At 72.6% G+C, this 18559-nt stretch carries 14 protein-coding genes; 7 read left to right on the top strand and 7 right to left on the bottom strand.

Going from position 1 to position 18559, the window contains the following annotated elements; translation table 11 throughout:
* The first annotated feature begins 14 nt into the window (after nt 1-14).
* The 5 genes from EAH89_RS04310 (at nt 15) to EAH89_RS04330 (ending at nt 4946) form a co-directional block, all read left to right on the top strand.
* Entirely contained in the window at nt 15-776 is a 762-nt protein-coding gene (locus EAH89_RS04310; RefSeq protein ID WP_161993473.1) for an ABC transporter ATP-binding protein, read from the top strand.
* 13 nt (nt 777-789) lie between these two features.
* A complete protein-coding gene (locus EAH89_RS04315) occupies nt 790-1440 on the top strand; it encodes a GntR family transcriptional regulator (RefSeq protein WP_140881517.1) in 651 nt (216 codons plus the stop codon).
* A 78-nt stretch (nt 1441-1518) separates the two neighbouring features.
* Entirely contained in the window at nt 1519-2916 is a 1398-nt protein-coding gene (gene tcuA, locus EAH89_RS04320; protein ID WP_140881518.1) for an FAD-dependent tricarballylate dehydrogenase TcuA, read from the top strand.
* Complete coding sequence (gene tcuB / locus EAH89_RS04325) at nt 2903-4051, top strand: tricarballylate utilization 4Fe-4S protein TcuB (protein WP_140881519.1); 1149 nt, start codon at nt 2903-2905, stop codon at nt 4049-4051. The genes tcuA and tcuB overlap by 14 nt, the downstream gene beginning before the upstream one ends.
* 100 nt (nt 4052-4151) lie before the next feature.
* Entirely contained in the window at nt 4152-4946 is a 795-nt protein-coding gene (locus tag EAH89_RS04330) for a class II aldolase/adducin family protein (RefSeq protein ID WP_140881520.1), read from the top strand.
* 7 nt (nt 4947-4953) lie between these two features.
* Here the strand turns inward: EAH89_RS04330 and EAH89_RS04335 are convergent, their stop codons facing one another.
* Complete coding sequence (locus tag EAH89_RS04335; protein ID WP_140881521.1) at nt 4954-5919, bottom strand: tripartite tricarboxylate transporter substrate binding protein; 966 nt, start codon at nt 5917-5919, stop codon at nt 4954-4956.
* A 108-nt stretch (nt 5920-6027) separates the two neighbouring features.
* Here EAH89_RS04335 and EAH89_RS04340 point away from each other — a divergent pair, with 108 nt between their 5' ends.
* Nucleotides 6028-6993, top strand: coding sequence for a Bug family tripartite tricarboxylate transporter substrate binding protein (locus tag EAH89_RS04340; protein WP_140881522.1), 966 nt, complete (start codon nt 6028-6030; stop codon nt 6991-6993).
* A 50-nt stretch (nt 6994-7043) separates the two neighbouring features.
* Here the strand turns inward: EAH89_RS04340 and EAH89_RS04345 are convergent, their stop codons facing one another.
* Both EAH89_RS04345 and EAH89_RS04350 read right to left on the bottom strand, forming a co-directional pair.
* On the bottom strand, nt 7044-10151 hold the full coding sequence (locus EAH89_RS04345) for an efflux RND transporter permease subunit (RefSeq protein ID WP_140881523.1): 3108 nt from the start codon (nt 10149-10151) through the stop codon (nt 7044-7046).
* On the bottom strand, nt 10148-11326 hold the full coding sequence (locus tag EAH89_RS04350) for an efflux RND transporter periplasmic adaptor subunit (protein ID WP_140881524.1): 1179 nt from the start codon (nt 11324-11326) through the stop codon (nt 10148-10150). Before EAH89_RS04350 ends, EAH89_RS04345 begins: the two co-directional genes overlap by 4 nt.
* Nucleotides 11327-11560: 234 nt before the next feature.
* Here EAH89_RS04350 and EAH89_RS04355 point away from each other — a divergent pair, with 234 nt between their 5' ends.
* Entirely contained in the window at nt 11561-12208 is a 648-nt protein-coding gene (locus EAH89_RS04355; protein ID WP_140881525.1) for an ABC transporter substrate-binding protein, read from the top strand.
* 7 nt (nt 12209-12215) lie between these two features.
* On the opposite strand, the gene EAH89_RS04360 is transcribed toward EAH89_RS04355, so the two are convergent.
* The 4 genes from EAH89_RS04360 to EAH89_RS04375 form a co-directional block, all read right to left on the bottom strand.
* The gene (locus tag EAH89_RS04360; protein ID WP_140881526.1) at nt 12216-12977 is read right to left on the bottom strand and encodes an MlaA family lipoprotein; all 762 of its coding nucleotides are present in this window, start codon (nt 12975-12977) and stop codon (nt 12216-12218) included.
* A 75-nt stretch (nt 12978-13052) separates the two neighbouring features.
* On the bottom strand, nt 13053-15647 hold the full coding sequence (locus EAH89_RS04365; RefSeq protein ID WP_140881527.1) for an MMPL family transporter: 2595 nt from the start codon (nt 15645-15647) through the stop codon (nt 13053-13055).
* Nucleotides 15648-15713: 66 nt separating this feature from the next.
* Entirely contained in the window at nt 15714-17720 is a 2007-nt protein-coding gene (gene dxs / locus EAH89_RS04370; protein ID WP_194152299.1) for a 1-deoxy-D-xylulose-5-phosphate synthase, read from the bottom strand.
* Between the two features lie 70 nt (nt 17721-17790).
* Nucleotides 17791-18549, bottom strand: a complete 759-nt coding sequence (locus EAH89_RS04375) for a phosphocholine cytidylyltransferase family protein (RefSeq protein ID WP_241666853.1) — start codon at nt 18547-18549, stop codon at nt 17791-17793.
* Between the last annotated feature and the right edge of the window lie 10 nt (nt 18550-18559).

Below are 18559 nucleotides of genomic sequence, written 5' to 3' on the forward strand. Positions count from 1 at the left end.
GGGCGGCCTATGCCATGGCGATGCGCCCGGCCCCCGATCCCCGAGCCCCCGCCATCGAGGCCGAGGGGCTGACCAAGCGCTACGGCGCCACCCTGGCGGTGGACGCCCTCTCCTTCACCCTGCCGCGCGGCGGCACGGTCGGGCTGCTCGGCGGCAACGGCGCGGGCAAGAGCACCACCATCGCCATGCTGCTCGGCCTGCTGATCCCGACGGGCGGCCGCGTGCGGGTGCTCGGGCACGACATGGCGCGCGACCGCTTCGCCGCCCTCGCGCGCGCCAACTTCTCCTCCCCCTACATCGCCCTTCCGCACCGGCTGAGCGTGGCGGAGAACCTCCTCGTCTACGCGCATCTCTACGACGTGCCGGACGCCGCTGGCCGGATCGCGGAGCTGGCGGCCCAGCTCTCCCTGGCGGACCTGCTGGACCGCCCCGCGGGGCAGCTCTCGGCCGGGCAGAAGACGCGCGTGGCGCTCGCCAAGTCCCTCATCAACCGCCCGGACCTCCTCCTGCTGGACGAGCCGACCGCGAGCCTCGACCCCGACACCGCGGACTGGGTACGCTCCTGGCTCGAGCGGTACCGGCAGGAGAGCGGCTGCGCGATCCTCCTGGCCTCGCACAACATGGCGGAGGTGGAACGTCTCTGCGACCACGTCCTGATGCTCAAGACCGGGCGGCTGGTGGACAGCGGCTCCCCCGCCGAGCTCCTGTCGCGCTACGGCCGCGACGACCTGGAGGAGGTCTTCCTCGACATCGCGCGCGACCGCCGTGCCGGATGAGGGCCCGCGCGGCGTGAGCGCCCGCCCCAGCCGCTCCTCGGGCTCCGAGGCCTACGACCTCCTCCTGGCCGCGATCGACAGCGGCGCCCTGCCGGCCGGCACGCGGCTCCGGGAATCCGAGCTGGCCGAGCGCTACGGCATCAGCCGCACCCCCGTGCGCGAGGCGCTGAAGCGGCTGGAGACCCAGGGCCTCGTCCTGCACGAGCCCCACCACGGCGCGGTGGTGGCCCGCCTCGGCTACGCGCAGATGACGGAGCTCTACCACATGCGCGAGGTGCTGGAGGGCACCGCCGCCGGCCTGGCCGCCACCCACGCGACGCCGACCGAGGTCGAGATCCTGCGCGAGATGGTCGAGCGCGACCGGACGCTGGTGGACGACCCCGCCGCCCTCTCCGGCACCAACCGGCGCTTCCACCGGCAGGTCTACCTCTCCGCCCGGAACGGCTTCCTCATCAACATCCTCGAGACCATGCGGCTCTCCCTCGCCCTGCTCGGCGGCACCACCCTCGCCGCGCCCCTCCGGGGGGCGGAGGCGATCGAGGAGCACGCGGTCATCGTCGCCGCCATCGAGGCGCGCGACGCGGCGGCCGCGGAGGCGGCGGCGCGGCGGCACATCCGCAACGCCTTCAAGGTGCGGATCGGCCTCACCACCCGCCAGGACTGACGCCACGAGGCCGCAAGGCTTGTAAGCCCGCGCCCCACATTGTATCCGCTCGTATACAAGCTGGGGCGGAGGCGGGCGATGCCGGACTTCTCGCGGATCTGGGACGTGCTGGTGATCGGCGGCGGCAACGCCGCCCTCTGCGCCGCGGTCACCGCCCGCCAGGCCGGCTGCTCCGTCCTTCTGATCGAGCACGCCCCCAAGCCCATGCGCGGCGGGAACAGCCGCCACACCCGCAACATGCGCACCATGCACCCCGAGCCGACGAAGGTGCTCACCGAGAGCTACCTCGAGGACGAGTACTGGGACGACCTCCTGCGCGTCACCGGCGGCCAGACCGACGAGAACCTGGCGCGCATGACCATCCGCCTGACGCACGACGCGCTGCCCTTCATGGAGGCCTGCGGGGTGCGCTTCCAGCCATCCCTTTCCGGCACGCTGAGCCTGTCCCGCACGAACGCCTTCTTCCTCGGCGGCGGCAAGGCGCTGGTGAACGCCTATTTCGCGACCGCCGAGCGCCTCGGTATCGACATCCTCTACGACACCGAGGCCGTGGAGCTGCGCATGGACGACGGCTTCGTGCGCGAGGTGCTGATCGACCACCGCGGCTTCCCGGAGACCGTGCGCGCGAAGGTCGTCATCGCCTCCTCCGGCGGCTTCCAGGCGAACCTCGAATGGCTGAAGGACGGCTGGGGGGAGGCCGCTCAGAACTTCCTCGTGCGCGGCACGCCCTATGCCCAGGGCAAGGTGCTCCGCAACCTGCTCGACCAGGGCATCGCCTCCGTCGGCGATCCCTCCCAGTGCCACGCGGTGGCCATCGACGGGCGCGCCCCGAAATACGACGGCGGCATCGTCACCCGCCTCGACTGCGTGCCCTTCTCCGTCGTCGTGAACAAGCACGGGGAACGCTTCTACGACGAGGGCGAGGATGTCTGGCCCAAGCGCTACGCCATCTGGGGCCGCCTCGTCGCGCAGCAGCCGGACCAGGTCGCCTACTCGATCATCGACTCAAAGGCCGAGCGGCTGTTCATGCCCTCCGTGTTCCCGGCCATCAAGGCGGACACGGTCGGCGAGCTCGCCGCCAAGCTCGGCCTCGATCCCGCCGCGGTGGAGAGGACGGTCGCGCGGTTCAACGCCGCCTGCGTGCCCGGCGAGTTCAACGGCACGCGCCTGGACGGCTGCCGCACGGAGGGGCTCGACCCCCCGAAGACCCACTGGGCGCGGCCGATCACCGACCCGCCCTTCATCGGCTACCCGCTGCGCCCCGGCATCACCTTCACCTATCTCGGCGTGAAGGTGGACGAGACGGCGCGGGTGCGGATGGACGACGGGCGCCCCTGCGCGAACCTCTTCGCGTCGGGCGAGATCATGGCCGGATCCATTCTCGGCAAGGGCTATCTCGCCGGCTTCGGCATGGCGATCGGCACCGTCTTCGGACGGATCGCAGGCAGGGAGGCCGCGAGAAATGCGCGAAACTGAGGCCACCACCGAAGCCCGCCGCGCGATGGAGGTGTGCAACGCCTGCCGCTACTGCGAGGGCTTCTGCGCCGTCTTCCCGGCGATGACGATGCGCCGCGAGTTCTCCACGGGGGACCTCAGCTACATCGCCAACCTCTGCCACAACTGCAAGGGCTGCTACTACGCCTGCCAGTACGCGCCGCCGCACCCCTTCAACATCAACGTGCCGCAGGTCCTGGCCCAGGTGCGCGCTGACACCTACGAGGAATACGCCTGGCCAGGGCCGCTGGCGGGCCTGTTCCGCCGCAACGGCACGGTGGTGTCGCTGGTGTCCGCGGCCGGCATCGCCCTCGTGCTGCTGCTGACCATGGCGCTGGTGGACCACCGCGTGCTCTATCAGCCGCAGACCGGCCCCGGCGCCTTCTACCGCGTCATCCCCTGGTGGCTGATGACGGCGCTGGCGGGCGGCACCTTCCTCTTCTCCATCCTCGCCCTCGCCATGGGCTTCCGCAACTTCTGGCGCGACACCGGCGGCCGGGCGGACGAGCTGACGCGCGGGCGGCCGCTCGCCGTCGCGCTGCACGACATCCTCACGCTCAAGAATCTCGGCGGCGGGGGAGGGGGCTGCAACGACCGAGACGAGGCCTTCTCCCAGGCGCGCCGGCGCTTCCACCACGCCATGTTCTACGGCTTCCTCCTCTGCTTCGCTTCCACCAGCACGGCCACCGTCTACGACCACTTCCTCGGCATGGAGGCGCCCTACGCCTTCCTCAGCCTGCCCGTGCAGCTCGGCTTCTGGGGCGGGATCGGCATGGTCGTGGGCACGGCGGGGCTGATCTGGACGAAGATCGTCTCCGATCCCGCGCCGGCCGCGCGCAACCTGCTCGGGGCCGACTACGCGCTGCTCGTCCTGCTACTGCTCGCGGCCTCCACCGGGCTGCTGCTGCTGGCGCTGCGGGACACCGGGGCCATGGGCGTCCTGCTGGCCGTTCACCTCGGCATCATCCTCGCCCTCTTCCTGGTCATCCCCTACTCGAAGATGGTGCACGGGGTTTACCGCTCGGCCGCGCTGCTGCGGCACGCGCTGGAACGCCACCCGACCCCGCCCCCGCCAGGCACCGCGCCTTCCGACCGGGCGCTCGGCTCGGCGGCCTGACCCCGCGCGCCCCAGGCAGGTGGGCCGCGAAATCCCTGGCGGAGGCGGCGGACCCGTCCGATCATGCTCGCCAAGGTCGACACAACCGGGAGGGAACGCCATGCTCGAGCACGCGAAGAAGACGCTGCGGATCACCCCGATGCGGGAGCGCGTCTCGCCCGCCGAATGGCAGGCCCGGATCGACTGCGCCGCCTGCTACCGCCTCGTCGCCCATTACGGAATGGCCGACATGATGGCGAACCACATCTCCGTCCGCGTTCCCGGCGAGGACAACGCCTTCCTCATCAATCCCTACGGCATGATGTACGAGGAGATGACGGCCTCGTCCCTCATCAAGGTCGACATCGACGGCACGATCCTCGACAAGCCCGATTACGGGGACTTCGACTTCGGCATCAACCGCGCCGGCTACGTCATCCACTCCGCCATCCACCGCGCGAAGCACGAGCTCGACTGCGTGATCCACACGCACACCTGGCCGGGGATGGCCGTCTCCTCCCTCGAATGCGGCCTGCTGCCCATGACGCAGACCGCGATGCGCTTCACCCGGATCAGCTACCACGAGTACCAGGGCGTGGTGCTGGACCTGGCGGAGCAGGACGCGCTGGTCGCCAACCTCGGCGACAACAACGCCATGATCCTGCGCAACCACGGGCTGCTGACCGTCGGCCGCACGGTGGGCGAGGCCTTCAACGCCCTGCACCGCCTCGAACTTTCCTGCCGCGCGCAGATCGCCGCCATGTCCTGCAACACGCCGCTGCACCCGGTGCCGCAGCCCGTGCTCGACGCCACCTACCAGAACTACCAGCCCAATGTCCGGCGCCCCTACGGCCTCATGGAATGGCCGGGCCTGCTGCGCATGCTGGACCGGCTCGACCCCACCTACGCCGAGTAGGCGCCCCCTAGTTCACGCTGGCGCCGGACAGCCGGACGATCCCGGCCCAGCGGGCGATCTCGGCGTCGAGGAAGGCGCCGAACTCCTCGGGCGTGCTGCCCACGGGATCGGCCCCCTGGTCGACCATCTGGCGCTCGATCTCCGGCCGGCGCACCGCGGCGGCAGCGTCGGCCGAGACGCGCTCCACCACGTCCCGCGGGGTTCCCACGGGCGCCAGGATGCCGAACCAGGAGGAGGCGTCGAAGCCCGCGAAGCCCAGCTCCTCCATTGTCGGCACCTCCGGCGCGGCGCGGGAGCGCCGCAGGGTGGAGACGGCCAGCGCCCGCAGGCGGCCGCCCCGGATCTGCTCGATCACCGAGGGAATGGTCGCGAACATGAAGTCGATCCGCCGCGTCAGGAGGTCGTTCAGCGCCACCGCCCCGCGATAGGGCACGTGCGTGGTCTGGACGCCCGCCATCCCGTCCATGATCGCGCTAGAGAGGTGAGACGAGGTGCCCACCCCCGTGGAACCGTAGGACAGGCCCCCCGGCCTCTCCTTCGCCAGCGCCACCAGCTCCGCCACGCTGCGGACCGGGGAAGCCGCGGCCACGACGAGGATGTTCGGCACCCCCGCCAGCAGCGTGATGGGCGCGAGGTCCTTGCGCGTGTCGTAGGGCATGCTGCGGTAGAGCGCCCCGTTCACCGCCAGCGGCCCGACCGAGGCGACGAGCAGCGTGTAGCCGTCCGGCACCGCCCGGGCGACGTATTCCGTTCCGATGTTGCCCCCGGCCCCGGGCCGGTTCTCGATGACCACCGGCTGCCCCCAACGCTCCGCCAGCAGGTTGCCGACGACGCGGGCGATGATGTCGGTCGTGCCCCCCGCCGTGAAGGACACGACGATCCGCACCGGCCGGTCCGGCCAGGCGGCTAGGGCCGGGCGCGCGAGGGCGAGGGCGGGGCCTGCCAGCAGCAGGCCGCGTCGCGTGGTCGGCATGGCTTCCTCCTCGCGGCCGGTCTCCGCCGGCCATCTTCCGCCATGCTCGCAAGCGCGTAGGCTGGGGCGCAAGCGCGGCCTTCCGGGCCGCCTGGAGGAGGAGAGACCATGGAAACAACCCGCCGGGCCATGCTGGCCGCTTCCGGAGCCCTCCTTGCCAGGCCCGCCCTGGCCGCCTGGCCGGACCGCCCGGTGACGCTGGTGGTGCCCTACGCCGCCGGCGGCTCCACGGACGTGGTGGCGCGCCTGCTGGCGCCGAAGCTGCAGGGCCTCCTCGGCCAGTCCTTCGTGGTGGAGAACCGCACGGGGGCCGGCGGGTCGATCGGCACCGCCGCCGTGGCGCGCGGCGCGGCGGACGGCACGTCCTTCCTCGTCTCCTCCGCCAGCAACCACGTCATGTACCCGATCGTGGCCCCCGGCAGCATGCCCGACCCGCGCACGGCCTTCGCCGGCGTCTCCCAGCTCGCCGACATCCCGCTGGCGCTGACCGTCGCCAACCGGCTGGGCGTCTCCGACATGCCGGGCCTCCTCGCGCTGCTGAAGCGGGAACCGGGGCGGCATTCCTTCGCCTCCTCGGGCGTCGGCGGCTCCCAGCACCTGGCGGGGGAGCTCTTCGCCATGCGGGCGGGGGTGGACATCGTCCACGTTCCCTACCGCGGCGGCGGGCCCGCGCTGAACGACCTCGTGGCGGGGCAGGTCTCGCTCGCCTTCCTCAACCTCCCCACCGCCCTGCCGCAGGCCGAGGCCGGCAAGGTGCGGATCCTGGCCGTCGCGGGCGAGAAGCGATCGGCCCTGAAGCCCGACATCCCGAGCGTCGCGGAGCTCGGCGTGAAGGACTTTGCCGTCCGGTCCTGGACCGCCCTCTTCGCCGCGCGCGCCACCCCGCCCGAGATCGTCGAGCGCATGAGCGCGGCCGTGCGGGAGGCGCTGACCGATCCCCCGATGAAGGCCCGCTTCGCCGAGCTCGGCGCGGAATCCGAGGTCTCGACCCCCGCCGAGCTGGATCGCTTCGTGAGGGACGAGTTCGTGCTCTGGGAACCCGTGATCCGCGCCGCCAAGGTCACGGCGCAATAGGGAAGGGGTCGCCCGGCTTCCCGGACGGCCCCTTTTCGCGCAACCCCCGGCTACTCCGCCGGCGCGGGATGGGCCGCCGGCGGCGCGGCGCGCGAGCCGCGGCGCAGCCGCCCGACCGCGCTCCCCAGGGCATCGAAGCCGAGATAGAGAACCGGCGTCACGAAGAGGGTCAGCGCCTGGCTGACCGCGAGCCCGCCCACGACCGCGAGGCCCAGCGGCTGGCGCAGCTCCGCCGCCGCGCCCCAGCCGGCCGCGATCGGCACCGCGCCGGCGGCCGCGGCGAGGGTCGTCATGATGATCGGGCGGAAGCGCAGCAGGCAGGCCTCCCGCACCGCCGTCAGCGGGTCTGCGCCCTCCCGCTGCCGGCTGAGCGCCACGTCCACGATCATGATGGCGTTCTTCTTCACCAGCCCGATCAGCAGCAGCACGCCGATCACGCCGATGACCGAGAGGTCCATCCCGAAGAGCCAGAGCGTGGCCAATGCCCCCAGCGCCGCGGCGGGCAGGCCGGAGAGGATGGTCAGCGGGTGGATCAGGCTCTCGTAGAGGACGCCGAGCACGACATACATCACCAGCACGGCGGCCAGGATCAGCATGCCCTGGCCGGCCAGCGCCTGCTGGAACACCTGGGCCGTGCCGGAGAAGGCGCCGAGGACGCCGAGCGGCGGCTGGAGCTCCGCCTGCGCCGCCTGGATCGCCTCCGTCGCCGCGCCGAGCGAGACGCCGGGCGCCACGTTGAACCCGATGGTCACGGCCGGGAGCTGGCCCTGGTGCCCCACCGTCAGCGGGCCGGTCCCGCGCTGCACCGTGGCCAGCGCGCTCAGCGGCACGAGGCGCCCGGTGTTGGAGCGAAGGTAGATCTTCTGCAGCCCCGTCTCGTCCCGCTGGTCCTCCGGCAGGGCCTCCACGATGACCGGGTAGGCATTCGCCTGGGCGTAGATGGTCGAGATCTGCCGGGCCCCGAAGGCCGAGTAGAGGGCCTGGCGCACCTGGTCCACGTTCACGCCCAGCGCCGCCGCCCGGTCGCGGTCCACCTGCACCGACACCACGGGGGCGTCGAGCTGGAGGTCGGTGTTCACGTCCTGCAGCAGCGGGCTCGACCGCAGCCGGGCCGCAAGCCGCTGGGAGAAGTCGTAGAGCGGGCCGGATTCCAGCCCCTGCAGCGTGTAGATGTAGAGGGTGCGCGACTGCCGCGCGCCGAAGTTGAGGTTCTGGATCGGCTGCAGGAAGACCTGCATCCCCGGCACGCGCGAGGTCTCGCGGCGAAGCTGCTGGATCACCTCCTGAACGGGCGGCCGCTCGTTCCGCGGAACCAGCTCGATGAACATGCGCCCCTGGTTGATCGACAGGCTCTGCCCGATCGCGCCGACGTTGGAGGCCACAGTCTTCACGTAGGGGTTCGCCTGGATGATCCGGGCGACCTCCCCCTGCAGCTCCACCATCGCCTCGTAGGAGGCGTCGCGCGGACCCTCGGTCGCGCCGTTTGCGAGCCCGGTGTCCTCGATCGGGAAGAAGCCCTTCGGCATGGCGACGGCCAGCCAGCCGGCGGCGACGAGGGAGGCGAAGAACAGCGCCCAGACCACCAGCCGGAAGCGGAGCGCGAGGCTGAGACCCCAGGCATAGGCCCGCTCGACGGCCTTGAAGCCCCGCTCGAGGAAGGCGTCCACCCGGCCGGGAGCCGAATGGGCCGGCAGCCAGGAGGCCATCAGCGGCGTCAGAGTGAGGGAGACGAAGCAGGACACCGCCACCGCGAGCGAGACGGTGGCCGCAAAGGCGTTGAACACGCGCCCGACCACGCCGCCCATCAGCAGGATGGGAAGGAAGACGGCCGTGAGCGAAAGGGTGATCGAGATGATCGTGAAGCCGATCTCCCGCGAGCCCTTCAGCGCCGCCTCGAAGGGCCCCATCCCCTCCTCGATGTGGCGGATGATGGCCTCGAGCATGACGATGGCGTCGTCCACCACCAGGCCCACGGCCAGGGTGAGCGCCAGCAGGGTCACGTTGTCGATGCCGTAGCCCATCAGGTACATCAGCCCGAAGGTGCCGCAGAGCGAGATCGGCACCGCGATCATCGGGATGAGCGTCGCCAGCAGCCGGCGCAGGAACAGCCACACCACCAGTACGACGAGCCCGATGGCGATCAGCAGGCTCTCCTGCACGTCGTGCACCGCGGCCCGGATGGAGGCCGAGCGGTCGAGCGCGACCTCGATGGAGGAGCCCGGCGGCAGGGCGGCGCGCAGGGCGGGCAGGGCCGCGACGACCCCGTCCACCACCTCCACCGTGTTCGCGTCGGGCTGGCGCTGCACGGCCAGGGTCAGGCCGCGCACCCCGTTCCGGAAGGAGGCGACGCGGTCGTTCTGCACGCCGTCGACCACGTCGGCCACGTCCGAGAGCCGGACCGGCGCCCCGGAGCGCCCGGCGATGACGAGGTTCCCGAAGGCCTCGGCATCCGGCGGCTGGTCGTTCGCGCGCAGCACGAGCTGCTGCCGCTGGCCGCTGAGCGTGCCGACGGGGGTGTTGGAATTCGCCGTCGCCACCGCGTTGCCGACCTGGTCGAGCGTGAGGCCCATGGCCGCCAGCCGGTCGGGCCGCATCCGCACCCGCACGGAGAAGAGCTGCTCGCCATAGGTCACGACCTGCGCGACCCCCGGGACGCGGGAGAGGGCGGGGGAGACGAGGGTCGAGGCGATGTCGTTCAGCTGGTAGAGCGGCACGTCGCCGCCCGAGAGCGTCAGCAACACCACCGGCGCGTCGGCCGGGTTCGCCTTCCGGTAGGAGGGCGGCTGCGTCATCTCGATCGGGAGCCGCCGCTGGGCGCGGGTCAGCGCGGCCTGGACGTCCTGCGCGGCCGCGTCGATGTTGCGGTTGAGCACGAACTGCAGCGTGATCTGCGTCGTGCCCTGGCCGGAGGTCGAGGAGATCTGGTCGATGCCGGTGATCGTGGAGAACTCGCGCTCCATCGGCAGCGCGACGGAGGTGGCCATGGTCTCCGGGCTGGCGCCGGGAAGCTGGGCGCTGACGGTGATGACCGGGAAGTCCACCCGCGGCACGGCGGCCACCGGCATGGACAGGTAGCCCATGATCCCCGCGAGCACGATCGCGCAGGAGAGGAGCCCGGTCATGACCGGGCGGCGGATGAAGACGGCCGAGAGGTTCATCGAGCGTCCGCCTGCGCCTGCTGCGTGGCCGGCGGCTGCCCGCCCTGGGCCTGCGGCCGGCCCCCGGGCGGGGTGCCCGGCGCCCGCACGGCGACTCTCGCGCCGTCCCGGAGGCGCTCGATGCCCTCGGTGACCACCCGCTCCCCGTCGGCGACGCCGCCCTCGATGACGGCGCGGCCGGACGCGTAGCGGAGGACCTTCACGGGGACGCGGCGGGCCGTGTTCTCGGGCGTTACCGCGTAGAGGAAGCTGCCGCCCTGCCCGACCCGCACCGCGGCGACGGGAACGGAGGTGGCCTGCGCGTCGGTACGGGGGATCATCACCACCTCCAGGTACTGGCCGGGCCAGAGCCGGGACGACTCGTTGGAGAAACGCGCCTTGAGCTGGATCGTACCGGTGGCGGTGTCGACGGCGCTGTCGACGAAGACCAGCTCCCCCTGGGCGGGGCGGGAGGTCTCCCCCGGCGCCTGGGCCCGCACCCGCGCGGCCTCGCCCCGGCCCTGGGCGGCGCGCAGCTCGGCCAGCCAGCGCTCGGGCACGGAGAAGGCGACGAGGATGGGGTCGGTCTGGGTGATGGTCGCGAGCACCGCGCCCTCGGAGGCGCGGACGAAGTTACCAGCCTTGAAGGGCAGGGAGCCCAGCCGGCCCGCCGCCTCCGCTCGGATCGTCGCGAAGTCGATCGAGAGCCGCGTCTGGGCCACGATCGCCTCGTCCGCCTTCACGGTGGCCGCCAGGGCGGTGGCGTCCGCGCTCGCCTGCTCGGCCCGCTGCGCCGAAGCATAGGCGTCGGAGCGGAGGGAGGCGTAGCGGCGGGCGTCGGACTGGGCGCGCTCGAGCTGCGCCCGGTCGCGGGCGAGGTTCGCTTCCTGCTGGGCGAGGAGGGCCTGGGCGGTGCGGGAATCAAGGGTGAAGAGGAGGTCCCCGGCCTTCACGATCTGGCCCTCCTCCACGTGCACCCGCTCGATCTGGCCGTCCACGCGAGACCGGACGGAGATGACGGAGATGGGCTGGGCCGTGCCGTTCGCGGTCACCTCGACCGGCACCGCGCCCACGCTGGCGGGGGCGGCGGCCACCGAGACCGGCGGTGCCCCATCCTGTGCCGGTGCCGGTGCCTGCGCGCGGGCCGGCAGCGCGGCGCCGAGAGCAAGGCAGAGAGCGGCAATGACTGCGCGCATGCGTGATCCCCAGTCCGGTCGTCAGCTTACTGTTGCCCGCGAAACCCGGGATCGGAAGGGCGATGTTATGTCGTCTGCCGATCACGAGACGCTTTTTTACACAGGTCGCGTGTAGGAATCGGAAAAATCCGGGGCCCGCCGCGAGCGTCGTGCCGTCCGCATATTGGGACGCCGCCGGTCCCGGAAATGGGCCCCCGTTGGAATACCGCGCCGGCGCCATCATAGTCTCGGCGCATGCAAAGCCTCCCCGACCGTCCCCCCTCCGCCCGGCCCGCCCGGCGGCTCCTGCTGCTGGCGGCCCTCTCCCTCCCGGTCCTCGCCCCTCGTCCCCTCCGCGCCCAGCCCGCCGCCACCCCGGCCGCGGTGGTCGAGACGCTCCACGCCGCCCTCCTCGGCGTGATGCGGGACGCGCGCCGTCTGGGCCTTCGCGGGCGGCTGGAGCGGCTCGGCCCGGTCATGCAGTCGGCCTTCGACCTGCCGGCCATGACCCGCATCGCGGTCGGCCCCGCCTGGTCCGGGATCGCGCCCGACCAGCAACTGGCCCTTGTCCGGGCCTTCTCCGACTGGTCGGTCGCGACCTACGCGAGCCGGTTCGACGGCTTCTCCGGCGAGAGCTTCACCACCACCGGCGAGTCCACCCTGGCGAACGGGGACCGTCTGGTCCGCACCCTGCTCAACCGCGTGAACGACGCCCCCGTGCAGCTCAGCTACCTGCTGCGCCAGGGCCAGGGAGGATGGCGGATCGTGGACGTCTACCTCACCGGCACCATCAGCGAGCTCGCCTCGCGCCGGTCCGAGTTCACGGTGCTCCTCCGGGAAGGCGGGGCGGAGCGGCTGGCGGCGGAGCTGCGGCGGCGCACGGCCGAGCTCCTGCGGGCCTGAGCCCCGCTCAGCGGGCGGCCGCGGGCACCCGGGTGGGCGCGGCGCCGGGGTCCTCCAGCACGTCCAGCCGGTCGCCCGTGTCCCCGGTGCGGCCGAGTTCGGCGTTCCGGCGCTGCTGCCAGACGCTGCGCAGGCGGGAGTAGAAGTCGAGGGACTCCCCCCGGAGCGCGTCCAGGCTCTCGATGTTCTGCTCCCGCAGGTCGACGCCGCCCACCCCGGCCCGGGCGGCGTTGCCGCCGAAGGGGAGCAGCCAGCTGATCGGGTTCAGGAAGCCGTCGCCCACCAGCCCCACCGTGTCCCGCACGTTCGAGGGGCCGGCGATCGGCAGCATCAGGTAGGGCCCATCCTCCAGCCCCCAGGCGTTCAGGGTCTGCCCGAAGTCGCCCGTGCGGCGGGCTATGCCGAAGTCGGTGGCCACGTCGTAGAGGCCGGCGACCCCCAGAGTGGAGTTGAAGACGAAACGCAAGGTCGTGTGCCCGGCGTCCAGGAAGCGGCCCTGCAGGACGTTGTTCGCGAAGATCCGCGGCTCCTGCATGTTGTCGAGCACGTTCCGGATGCGGGTGCGGGCATAGGCCGGCACGGCCGCCCGGTAGCCCTGGGCCACCGGCTTGATCACCGCGTCGTCCACGGCCAGGTTGACGTCCAGCACCTGCCGGTTGGTCGCCTCCAGCGGATCGCCCGGGGTCCCGGCCTCCATGTCCGCCCCGCGGCCGGCGCAGGCCGCGAGGGAGGAGGCGAGGGCGAGGGAGAGCAGGATTCGCTGGATCATTCCCGAACCATAGGATTCCCCGCGCGCCCGCACAGCCGCCGCGCGTGCACGAGCCTGTGAGAGGGCCGTGGCGCCTCAGCTGGACGGCGGCCGCGCGAGCAGCGCCGGGCGCACCAGCAGGGTAACGAGAAGCTCCCAGCCAAGCGAGATCATCAGCAGCCGCCCCATGCTGGCCGTGCCGGGATGGCTGGAGAGCCAGAGCGCCCCGAAGGCCGTCGCCGTCGTCAGCGCGCTGAACACGACCGCGCGGGTGAGGCTCGACTGCAGCAGGTGCGCCTCCCCCGACCGCCAGGCGATCACGAAGTAGATGTTGAAGGCCACGCCGATCCCGAAGAGCAGCGGGAGCGCGATGATGTTGGCGAAGTTCAGCGGCAGGTCGAGCGCGGTGCAGGTGGCAAGCGTCAGCAGCCCGCTCAGCAGCACCGGCGCCATGGTCAGAGCCACGTCCCGCGCCCGGCGGAGCACGGCCGCCAGCAGGAGCGTGACCGCGAGGAAGGAGAGCACCCCCGCCTGGATGAAGGCGGTGACGATGCTGCCCCCCGCGCCCCGGATCGAGATCGGCGTGCCCGTCGCGTCCGGCGCCACGGCCTGGACGGCCTCGGCGAAGCGGCGGAGGTTGCCCTCGTCGTTCGCGTCGCCCCGCGGGAAGGCCTGGACGCGGGCCCTGCCGTCCGCCGTCACCCAGTCCGCCACGAGGTCCGTCGGCAGGCTTTCCCGCGTGACCGGCCCCGCCGCAAGCAGGGCGCGCGTCTGGGCAAGGAGGGTGCCCAGCGGCTCCGCCAGCATCGCCTGGGCGGCCTGCCGGTTCGCCGCCGGCGCGGCGGCGAGGCGGTCGAGCGCGTCCGCAAGGCGGCGCGCGGCCGCTGGGGCGGGATCCGGCGCCTCTCCCGCCGCGCGGCGCAGGCCGGCGGCGGTGCGGCCCAGCCCGTGCCGGAGATCGGCGTCGGTCGGCGGCGGAAGCGGCTCCACCCCCTCCAGCGCGGGGCCGAGGAGCATCGCCGCGTCCTCTATATAGGCAAGCTTCTCCGCTTGGTCCGCGGGGATGAAGCTGCCGAGGGTCACCGTGTGGGACACCTCCGGCAGAGTGTCCAGCCGGCGCGCCAGGGCCTCGGCGGCCTCCAGGGAGGGGGCGAGGGCGCTGATCGTGTTCGGCGTGCGGTCCGGGTCGGCCATCAGGTCCGCCAGGGTGGACATGGACTCCACCGACGGGCTGCGCAGGTGGAGCGGGTCGAAGTCGAAGCGGAGGAAGGGAAGCAGGGCGAGCGAGGCGGCCGCGGCCGCCGCGGCCAGGGCCAGCACGGCGGCGCGGCGGCGCTGGAGAAGGCGCTCGACCGGCGCCAGGCCGTGATACCCCAGCTCCGCCATGCCGCCCGCGCCCGGATGCGCCAGGACGAGAAGCGCCGGCAGGAGGCTGACGCTAAGCAGGAAGGCGACCCCCATCCCGATGCCGGCGATGGCGCCCAGCTCCGCCACCCCGATGTAGCTCGTGGGCAGGAAGGCGAAGAGGCCCGCCGCAATGGCCGCCGCCGCCAGGGCCAGGCCGCCCCCGACGCCGCGCCCCGCCGCTGCCAGGGCGTCCGGCAGGCTCCTTCCGTGCTGTCGCTCCGCAAGGACGCGGACGGCGAACTGGATGTTGAAGTCGATGCCCAAGCCCACGAAGAGCGGGATGAAGGCGACCGAGATGAGGTTGAACCGCCCCGTCGCGAGCAGCCCCAGCCCCGCCGTGACCACGAGGCCGAGCACGGTCGCGAGGAGGATCGCGGCCGTCACGCGCGCGGAGCGCACGGCCAGCCAGAGGATGCCGACGAGGGCCAGCAGCATAATGCCGGACACAAGGCCCGCGTTCTCCGACAGCGTCGCGAACTCCTCGTCTGCCAGCGGCACCGGGCCGGTCAGGCGGAGCGTGACGCCGCGGTCGGGCGCGAGGCCGAGGGAGAGGGCGGTGGCCCGGATCGCGTCGGTCGCGGCCGCGCCGGGCTGCAGGGCGCCGTAGTCCAGCACGGGCTGGACGAGGAGGAAGCGGCGGGTCTCCCGCAGGCCGGGCTTGCCCCCCGCGATGAGTCCGCGCCAGGAGAAGAAGTGCGGCCGGCCCGCCGCCGCGTCCTCCACCGCCGCGGCCAGCGCGGAGAGGGCCGGCTCGATGTCCGCCAGCGCCGCCTCGCCGCGCGCGACGCCCTCGAGCGCGGTGTCGAGCACCGTCAGCACGCCCCGCAGGCTCGGATCGGCCGCCAGCGGGCCGAGGAAGGGCTGGGCGCGGACGAGCTGCTCCGTGGTGGAGCGCACCTCGTCGAGGGGCAGGAGGAGCAGCCCCTCGCGCTCAAAGAAGGGGCCGGCATCCGGGCGCCGGACGGTGCGGAACAGCGCCGGCCGCGCCTGCAGCGCCGCGGCCAGGCGGGCCGCGCCGGCATCGGCCAGCTCCGGCGTCGCGCCGTCGACCACGGCCAGGATCAGGTCCCGCTGCTGCGGGAAGGCGGCCGCGAAGGCCAGCTCCCGCTGCCGCCAGGGCAGGTCCGTCGCGATCAGCTCCGCCGTGTCCGTGGTCATGGCGAAGTGCCGGGTGGTGTGGAGCAGCGCGGCCAGGGCGACGGCCAGCGACAGGAAGAGCACCGCCCAGGGATGGCGTGCGCTGGCCGCGACGAAGCGGCCGATCAGCGATGTCTCGGTCGACAAGGGAACGCCCTGCGGAATGGTGCGGCGCACATGACCACGCGCCGCCCCCTTTGCGAAGCCGCCCCTCTAAGCCCGGACGGGTTGTGCGGTGGTGTTGTGCTGGAGGGCGTCTCGGGCGGCTTGTACGATCTGGGGTGAGTTGAGGCCGGCGAGGTCGTACTGCTTTTTGGGCGTGTCGTGGTCGATGTAGGCGTCGGGCAGGGTGAGCGGGCGGAAGCGGAGCCCGCCGTCGAGGAGCCCGGCGTGGGCGAGGTGGTGGGCGACGAGGGACCCGAAGCCGCCGACCGAGCCCTCCTCGACGGTGAGCAGGACGGCGTGGGTGCGGGCGAGGCGCTCGAGGAGCTCGGTGTCGAGCGGCTTGGCGAAGCGAGCGTCGGCGACGGTGCAGGAGAGGCCCTGGGCCGCGAGTTCGTCGGCGGCGCGCAGCGCCTCGGCCAGGCGGGTGCCGTAGGAGAGGAGGGCGATGGTGGTGCCCTGGCGGAGCACGCGCCCCTTGCCGATCGGCAGCACCGTGCCGCGGGCGGGGATCTCGAGGCCGGTGCCCTCGCCGCGGGGGTAGCGGAGCGCGATCGGCCCGCTGTCGTGGGCGGCGGCCGTCGCCACCATGTGGGTGAGCTCCACCTCGTCGGCGGCGGCCATCAGCGTCATGTTCGGGATGCAGCCGAGATAGGCGACGTCGTAGGCCCCGGCATGCGTCGCCCCGTCCGCGCCCACCAGCCCCGCCCGGTCCATGGCGAAGCGCACGGGCAGGTTCTGCAGCGCGACGTCGTGCACCACCTGGTCGTAGGCGCGCTGGAGGAAGGTCGAGTAGATGGCCACGAAGGGCCGCAGCCCCTCGCAGGCCATGCCGGCGGCAAAGGTGACGGCGTGCTGCTCGGCGATGCCGACGTCGAAGCTGCGGCGCGGGAAGCGCTTCTCGAAGGCATCCAGCCCCGTGCCGCCGGGCATGGCGGCGGTGACGGCGACGATGCGCGGGTCGGCCTCGGCCTCGGCGATGAGCGCGTTGGCGAAGACCTTCGTGTAGGAGGGCGGCCCGGGCGGCGCCTTGGCCTGCTCGCCCGTGACGACGTTGAACTTGACGACGCCGTGGTACTTGTCGGCCGCCGCCTCGGCGGGCTGGTAGCCTTTGCCCTTCTGGGTCACGACATGGAGCAGGATGGGCCCGCTCTCCTCGGCGTCGCGCAGGTTGCGCAGCACCGGCAGCAGGTGGTCGAGGTCGTGCCCGTCGACGGGGCCGACGTAGTAGAAGCCCATCTCCTCGAAGAGCGTGCCGCCGGTGAGCATGCCGCGGGCGTACTCGTCGGCGCGCCGGGCGGCCTCGGCGATCGGGCGCGGGAAGCGCCGGGCAAGGCGGGCCATGACCTCGCGGATGGACAGGAAGGGCCGCGACGAGATGAGGCGCGACAGGTAGGCCGACATGGCGCCCACGGGGCGGGCGATCGACATGTCGTTGTCGTTCAGCACGACGATGAGGCGCGACTTCAGCACGCCCGCGTTGTTCATCGCCTCGTAGGCCATGCCCGCCGACATGGCGCCGTCGCCGATCACCGCGATCACCGCCTGGCTGGACCGGTCGGCCACCCGCGCCGCCGGCAGCGAGGCGACCGCCCCCGCGCCGCCCCCGGCGCCCCCGCCCCCCTGGGCCGCCAGCAGGTCGCGCGCGACCGCCATGCCGAGCCCGGCCGAGATCGAGGTGGACGAGTGCGCGGCGCCGAAGGGGTCGTACTCGCTCTCGGCGCGCCGCGTGAAGCCGGACAGCCCGCCGCCCTGGCGGAGCGTGCGGATGCGGTCGCGCCGCCCGGTGAGGATCTTGTGCGGGTAGGCCTGGTGCCCGACGTCCCAGATCAGCCGGTCGCTCGGCGTGTCGAAGATGGCGTGCAAGGCCACCGTCAGCTCCACCACCCCGAGGCTCGCCCCCAGGTGACCCCCCGTCGTCGAGACCGCGTCCACCGTCTCGAGGCGCAACTCGTCCGCCAGCTGCCGCAACTGCTCCGCCGAGAAGTTCCGCAGGTCCGCCGGAACCCTCACCCGGTCCAGCAACGGCGTCGGCACGCGTCCAACAGGCAACGACATGAAAACTTCCTCGGGCCTTCCGCGCGTCACGGCCGACAGGGATGGGGTGGCAGGAAGGGAGGGGACGGGATCAAGCGGCCACCAGCTGCGGCAGGATCTCGTCGCGGGCGCGGCTGACGTCGTCGGGGAAGTCGATCTCGACCCAGGGCAGGGCCGTCACGTCCGCGGCGCGGAAGCGGGAGGGCTCGGCCAGGATCAGGTCGCGGATCGCCTCCTCGTACTCGACCTCCGTGCGCCCGGCCTCCACGTAGGCGACGCAGCGCGCCGCCAGCGCCGCGGCCGTGTCGGCGGAGAAACGGAAGAAGCCGACGGACTCCCCGTGCCGGTCGTGCGCGTGCTCCGGCCGCTTGCGGAAATCCACGATCCGTTCGCCCTGGAAGCAGATCTTCACGGGCTCGTCGCCGGGCTCGATCTCCCGGTCCAGCAGAAGGATGTTCTCGCCGGGCGCGGCGAGAAGGATCCCGATCATACGGTGGTCGTAAAGAACGTCGCCATCCATCAGCAGCACGGGCCCGCCGGTGCGCAGGCTCTCCGCCTGGGCATGGAGCGACACGAGGCTTCCCTCACGGTACCGTTCGTTCGTCACGAAGCCGACGCGATCGGACCAGCCGAGGCGCGCGACCTCCTCCTCGATCCGCTCGCGCCGATAGCCGACGGTGATGCTGATCTCCTCGATCCCGTGGCGCGCCAGGGCGTCGAGATGGCGGGCGAGAAGGCTCCGGCCACCGAACGAGAGAAGGATCTTCGGCCCGTCCTGCGCCTCGCCGAGCCGCCGACCGATCCCTGCCGCGAGAATGATCGCCGAGGCCGGACGCGTGGAATCGTTCAATCCGGGCTTC

Source organism: Muricoccus nepalensis, from assembly GCF_006438825.1.
Taxonomy (GTDB): domain Bacteria; phylum Pseudomonadota; class Alphaproteobacteria; order Acetobacterales; family Acetobacteraceae; genus Roseomonas; species Roseomonas nepalensis.

What these genes read in the sequence shown, in the direction of transcription:
- EAH89_RS04310 (WP_161993473.1), top strand. Translation starts at nt 15, where the DNA reads ATGGCGATGCGCCCGGCCCCCGATCCCCGAGCCCCCGCCATCGAGGCC.
- tcuA (WP_140881518.1), top strand. Translation starts at nt 1,519, where the DNA reads ATGCCGGACTTCTCGCGGATCTGGGACGTGCTGGTGATCGGCGGCGGC.
- tcuB (WP_140881519.1), top strand. Translation starts at nt 2,903, where the DNA reads ATGCGCGAAACTGAGGCCACCACCGAAGCCCGCCGCGCGATGGAGGTG.
- EAH89_RS04330 (WP_140881520.1), top strand. Translation starts at nt 4,152, where the DNA reads ATGCTCGAGCACGCGAAGAAGACGCTGCGGATCACCCCGATGCGGGAG.
- EAH89_RS04335 (WP_140881521.1), bottom strand. Translation starts at nt 5,919, where the DNA reads ATGCCGACCACGCGACGCGGCCTGCTGCTGGCAGGCCCCGCCCTCGCC.
- EAH89_RS04340 (WP_140881522.1), top strand. Translation starts at nt 6,028, where the DNA reads ATGGAAACAACCCGCCGGGCCATGCTGGCCGCTTCCGGAGCCCTCCTT.
- EAH89_RS04345 (WP_140881523.1), bottom strand. Translation starts at nt 10,151, where the DNA reads ATGAACCTCTCGGCCGTCTTCATCCGCCGCCCGGTCATGACCGGGCTC.
- EAH89_RS04350 (WP_140881524.1), bottom strand. Translation starts at nt 11,326, where the DNA reads ATGCGCGCAGTCATTGCCGCTCTCTGCCTTGCTCTCGGCGCCGCGCTG.
- EAH89_RS04355 (WP_140881525.1), top strand. Translation starts at nt 11,561, where the DNA reads ATGCAAAGCCTCCCCGACCGTCCCCCCTCCGCCCGGCCCGCCCGGCGG.
- EAH89_RS04360 (WP_140881526.1), bottom strand. Translation starts at nt 12,977, where the DNA reads ATGATCCAGCGAATCCTGCTCTCCCTCGCCCTCGCCTCCTCCCTCGCG.
- dxs (WP_194152299.1), bottom strand. Translation starts at nt 17,720, where the DNA reads ATGTCGTTGCCTGTTGGACGCGTGCCGACGCCGTTGCTGGACCGGGTG.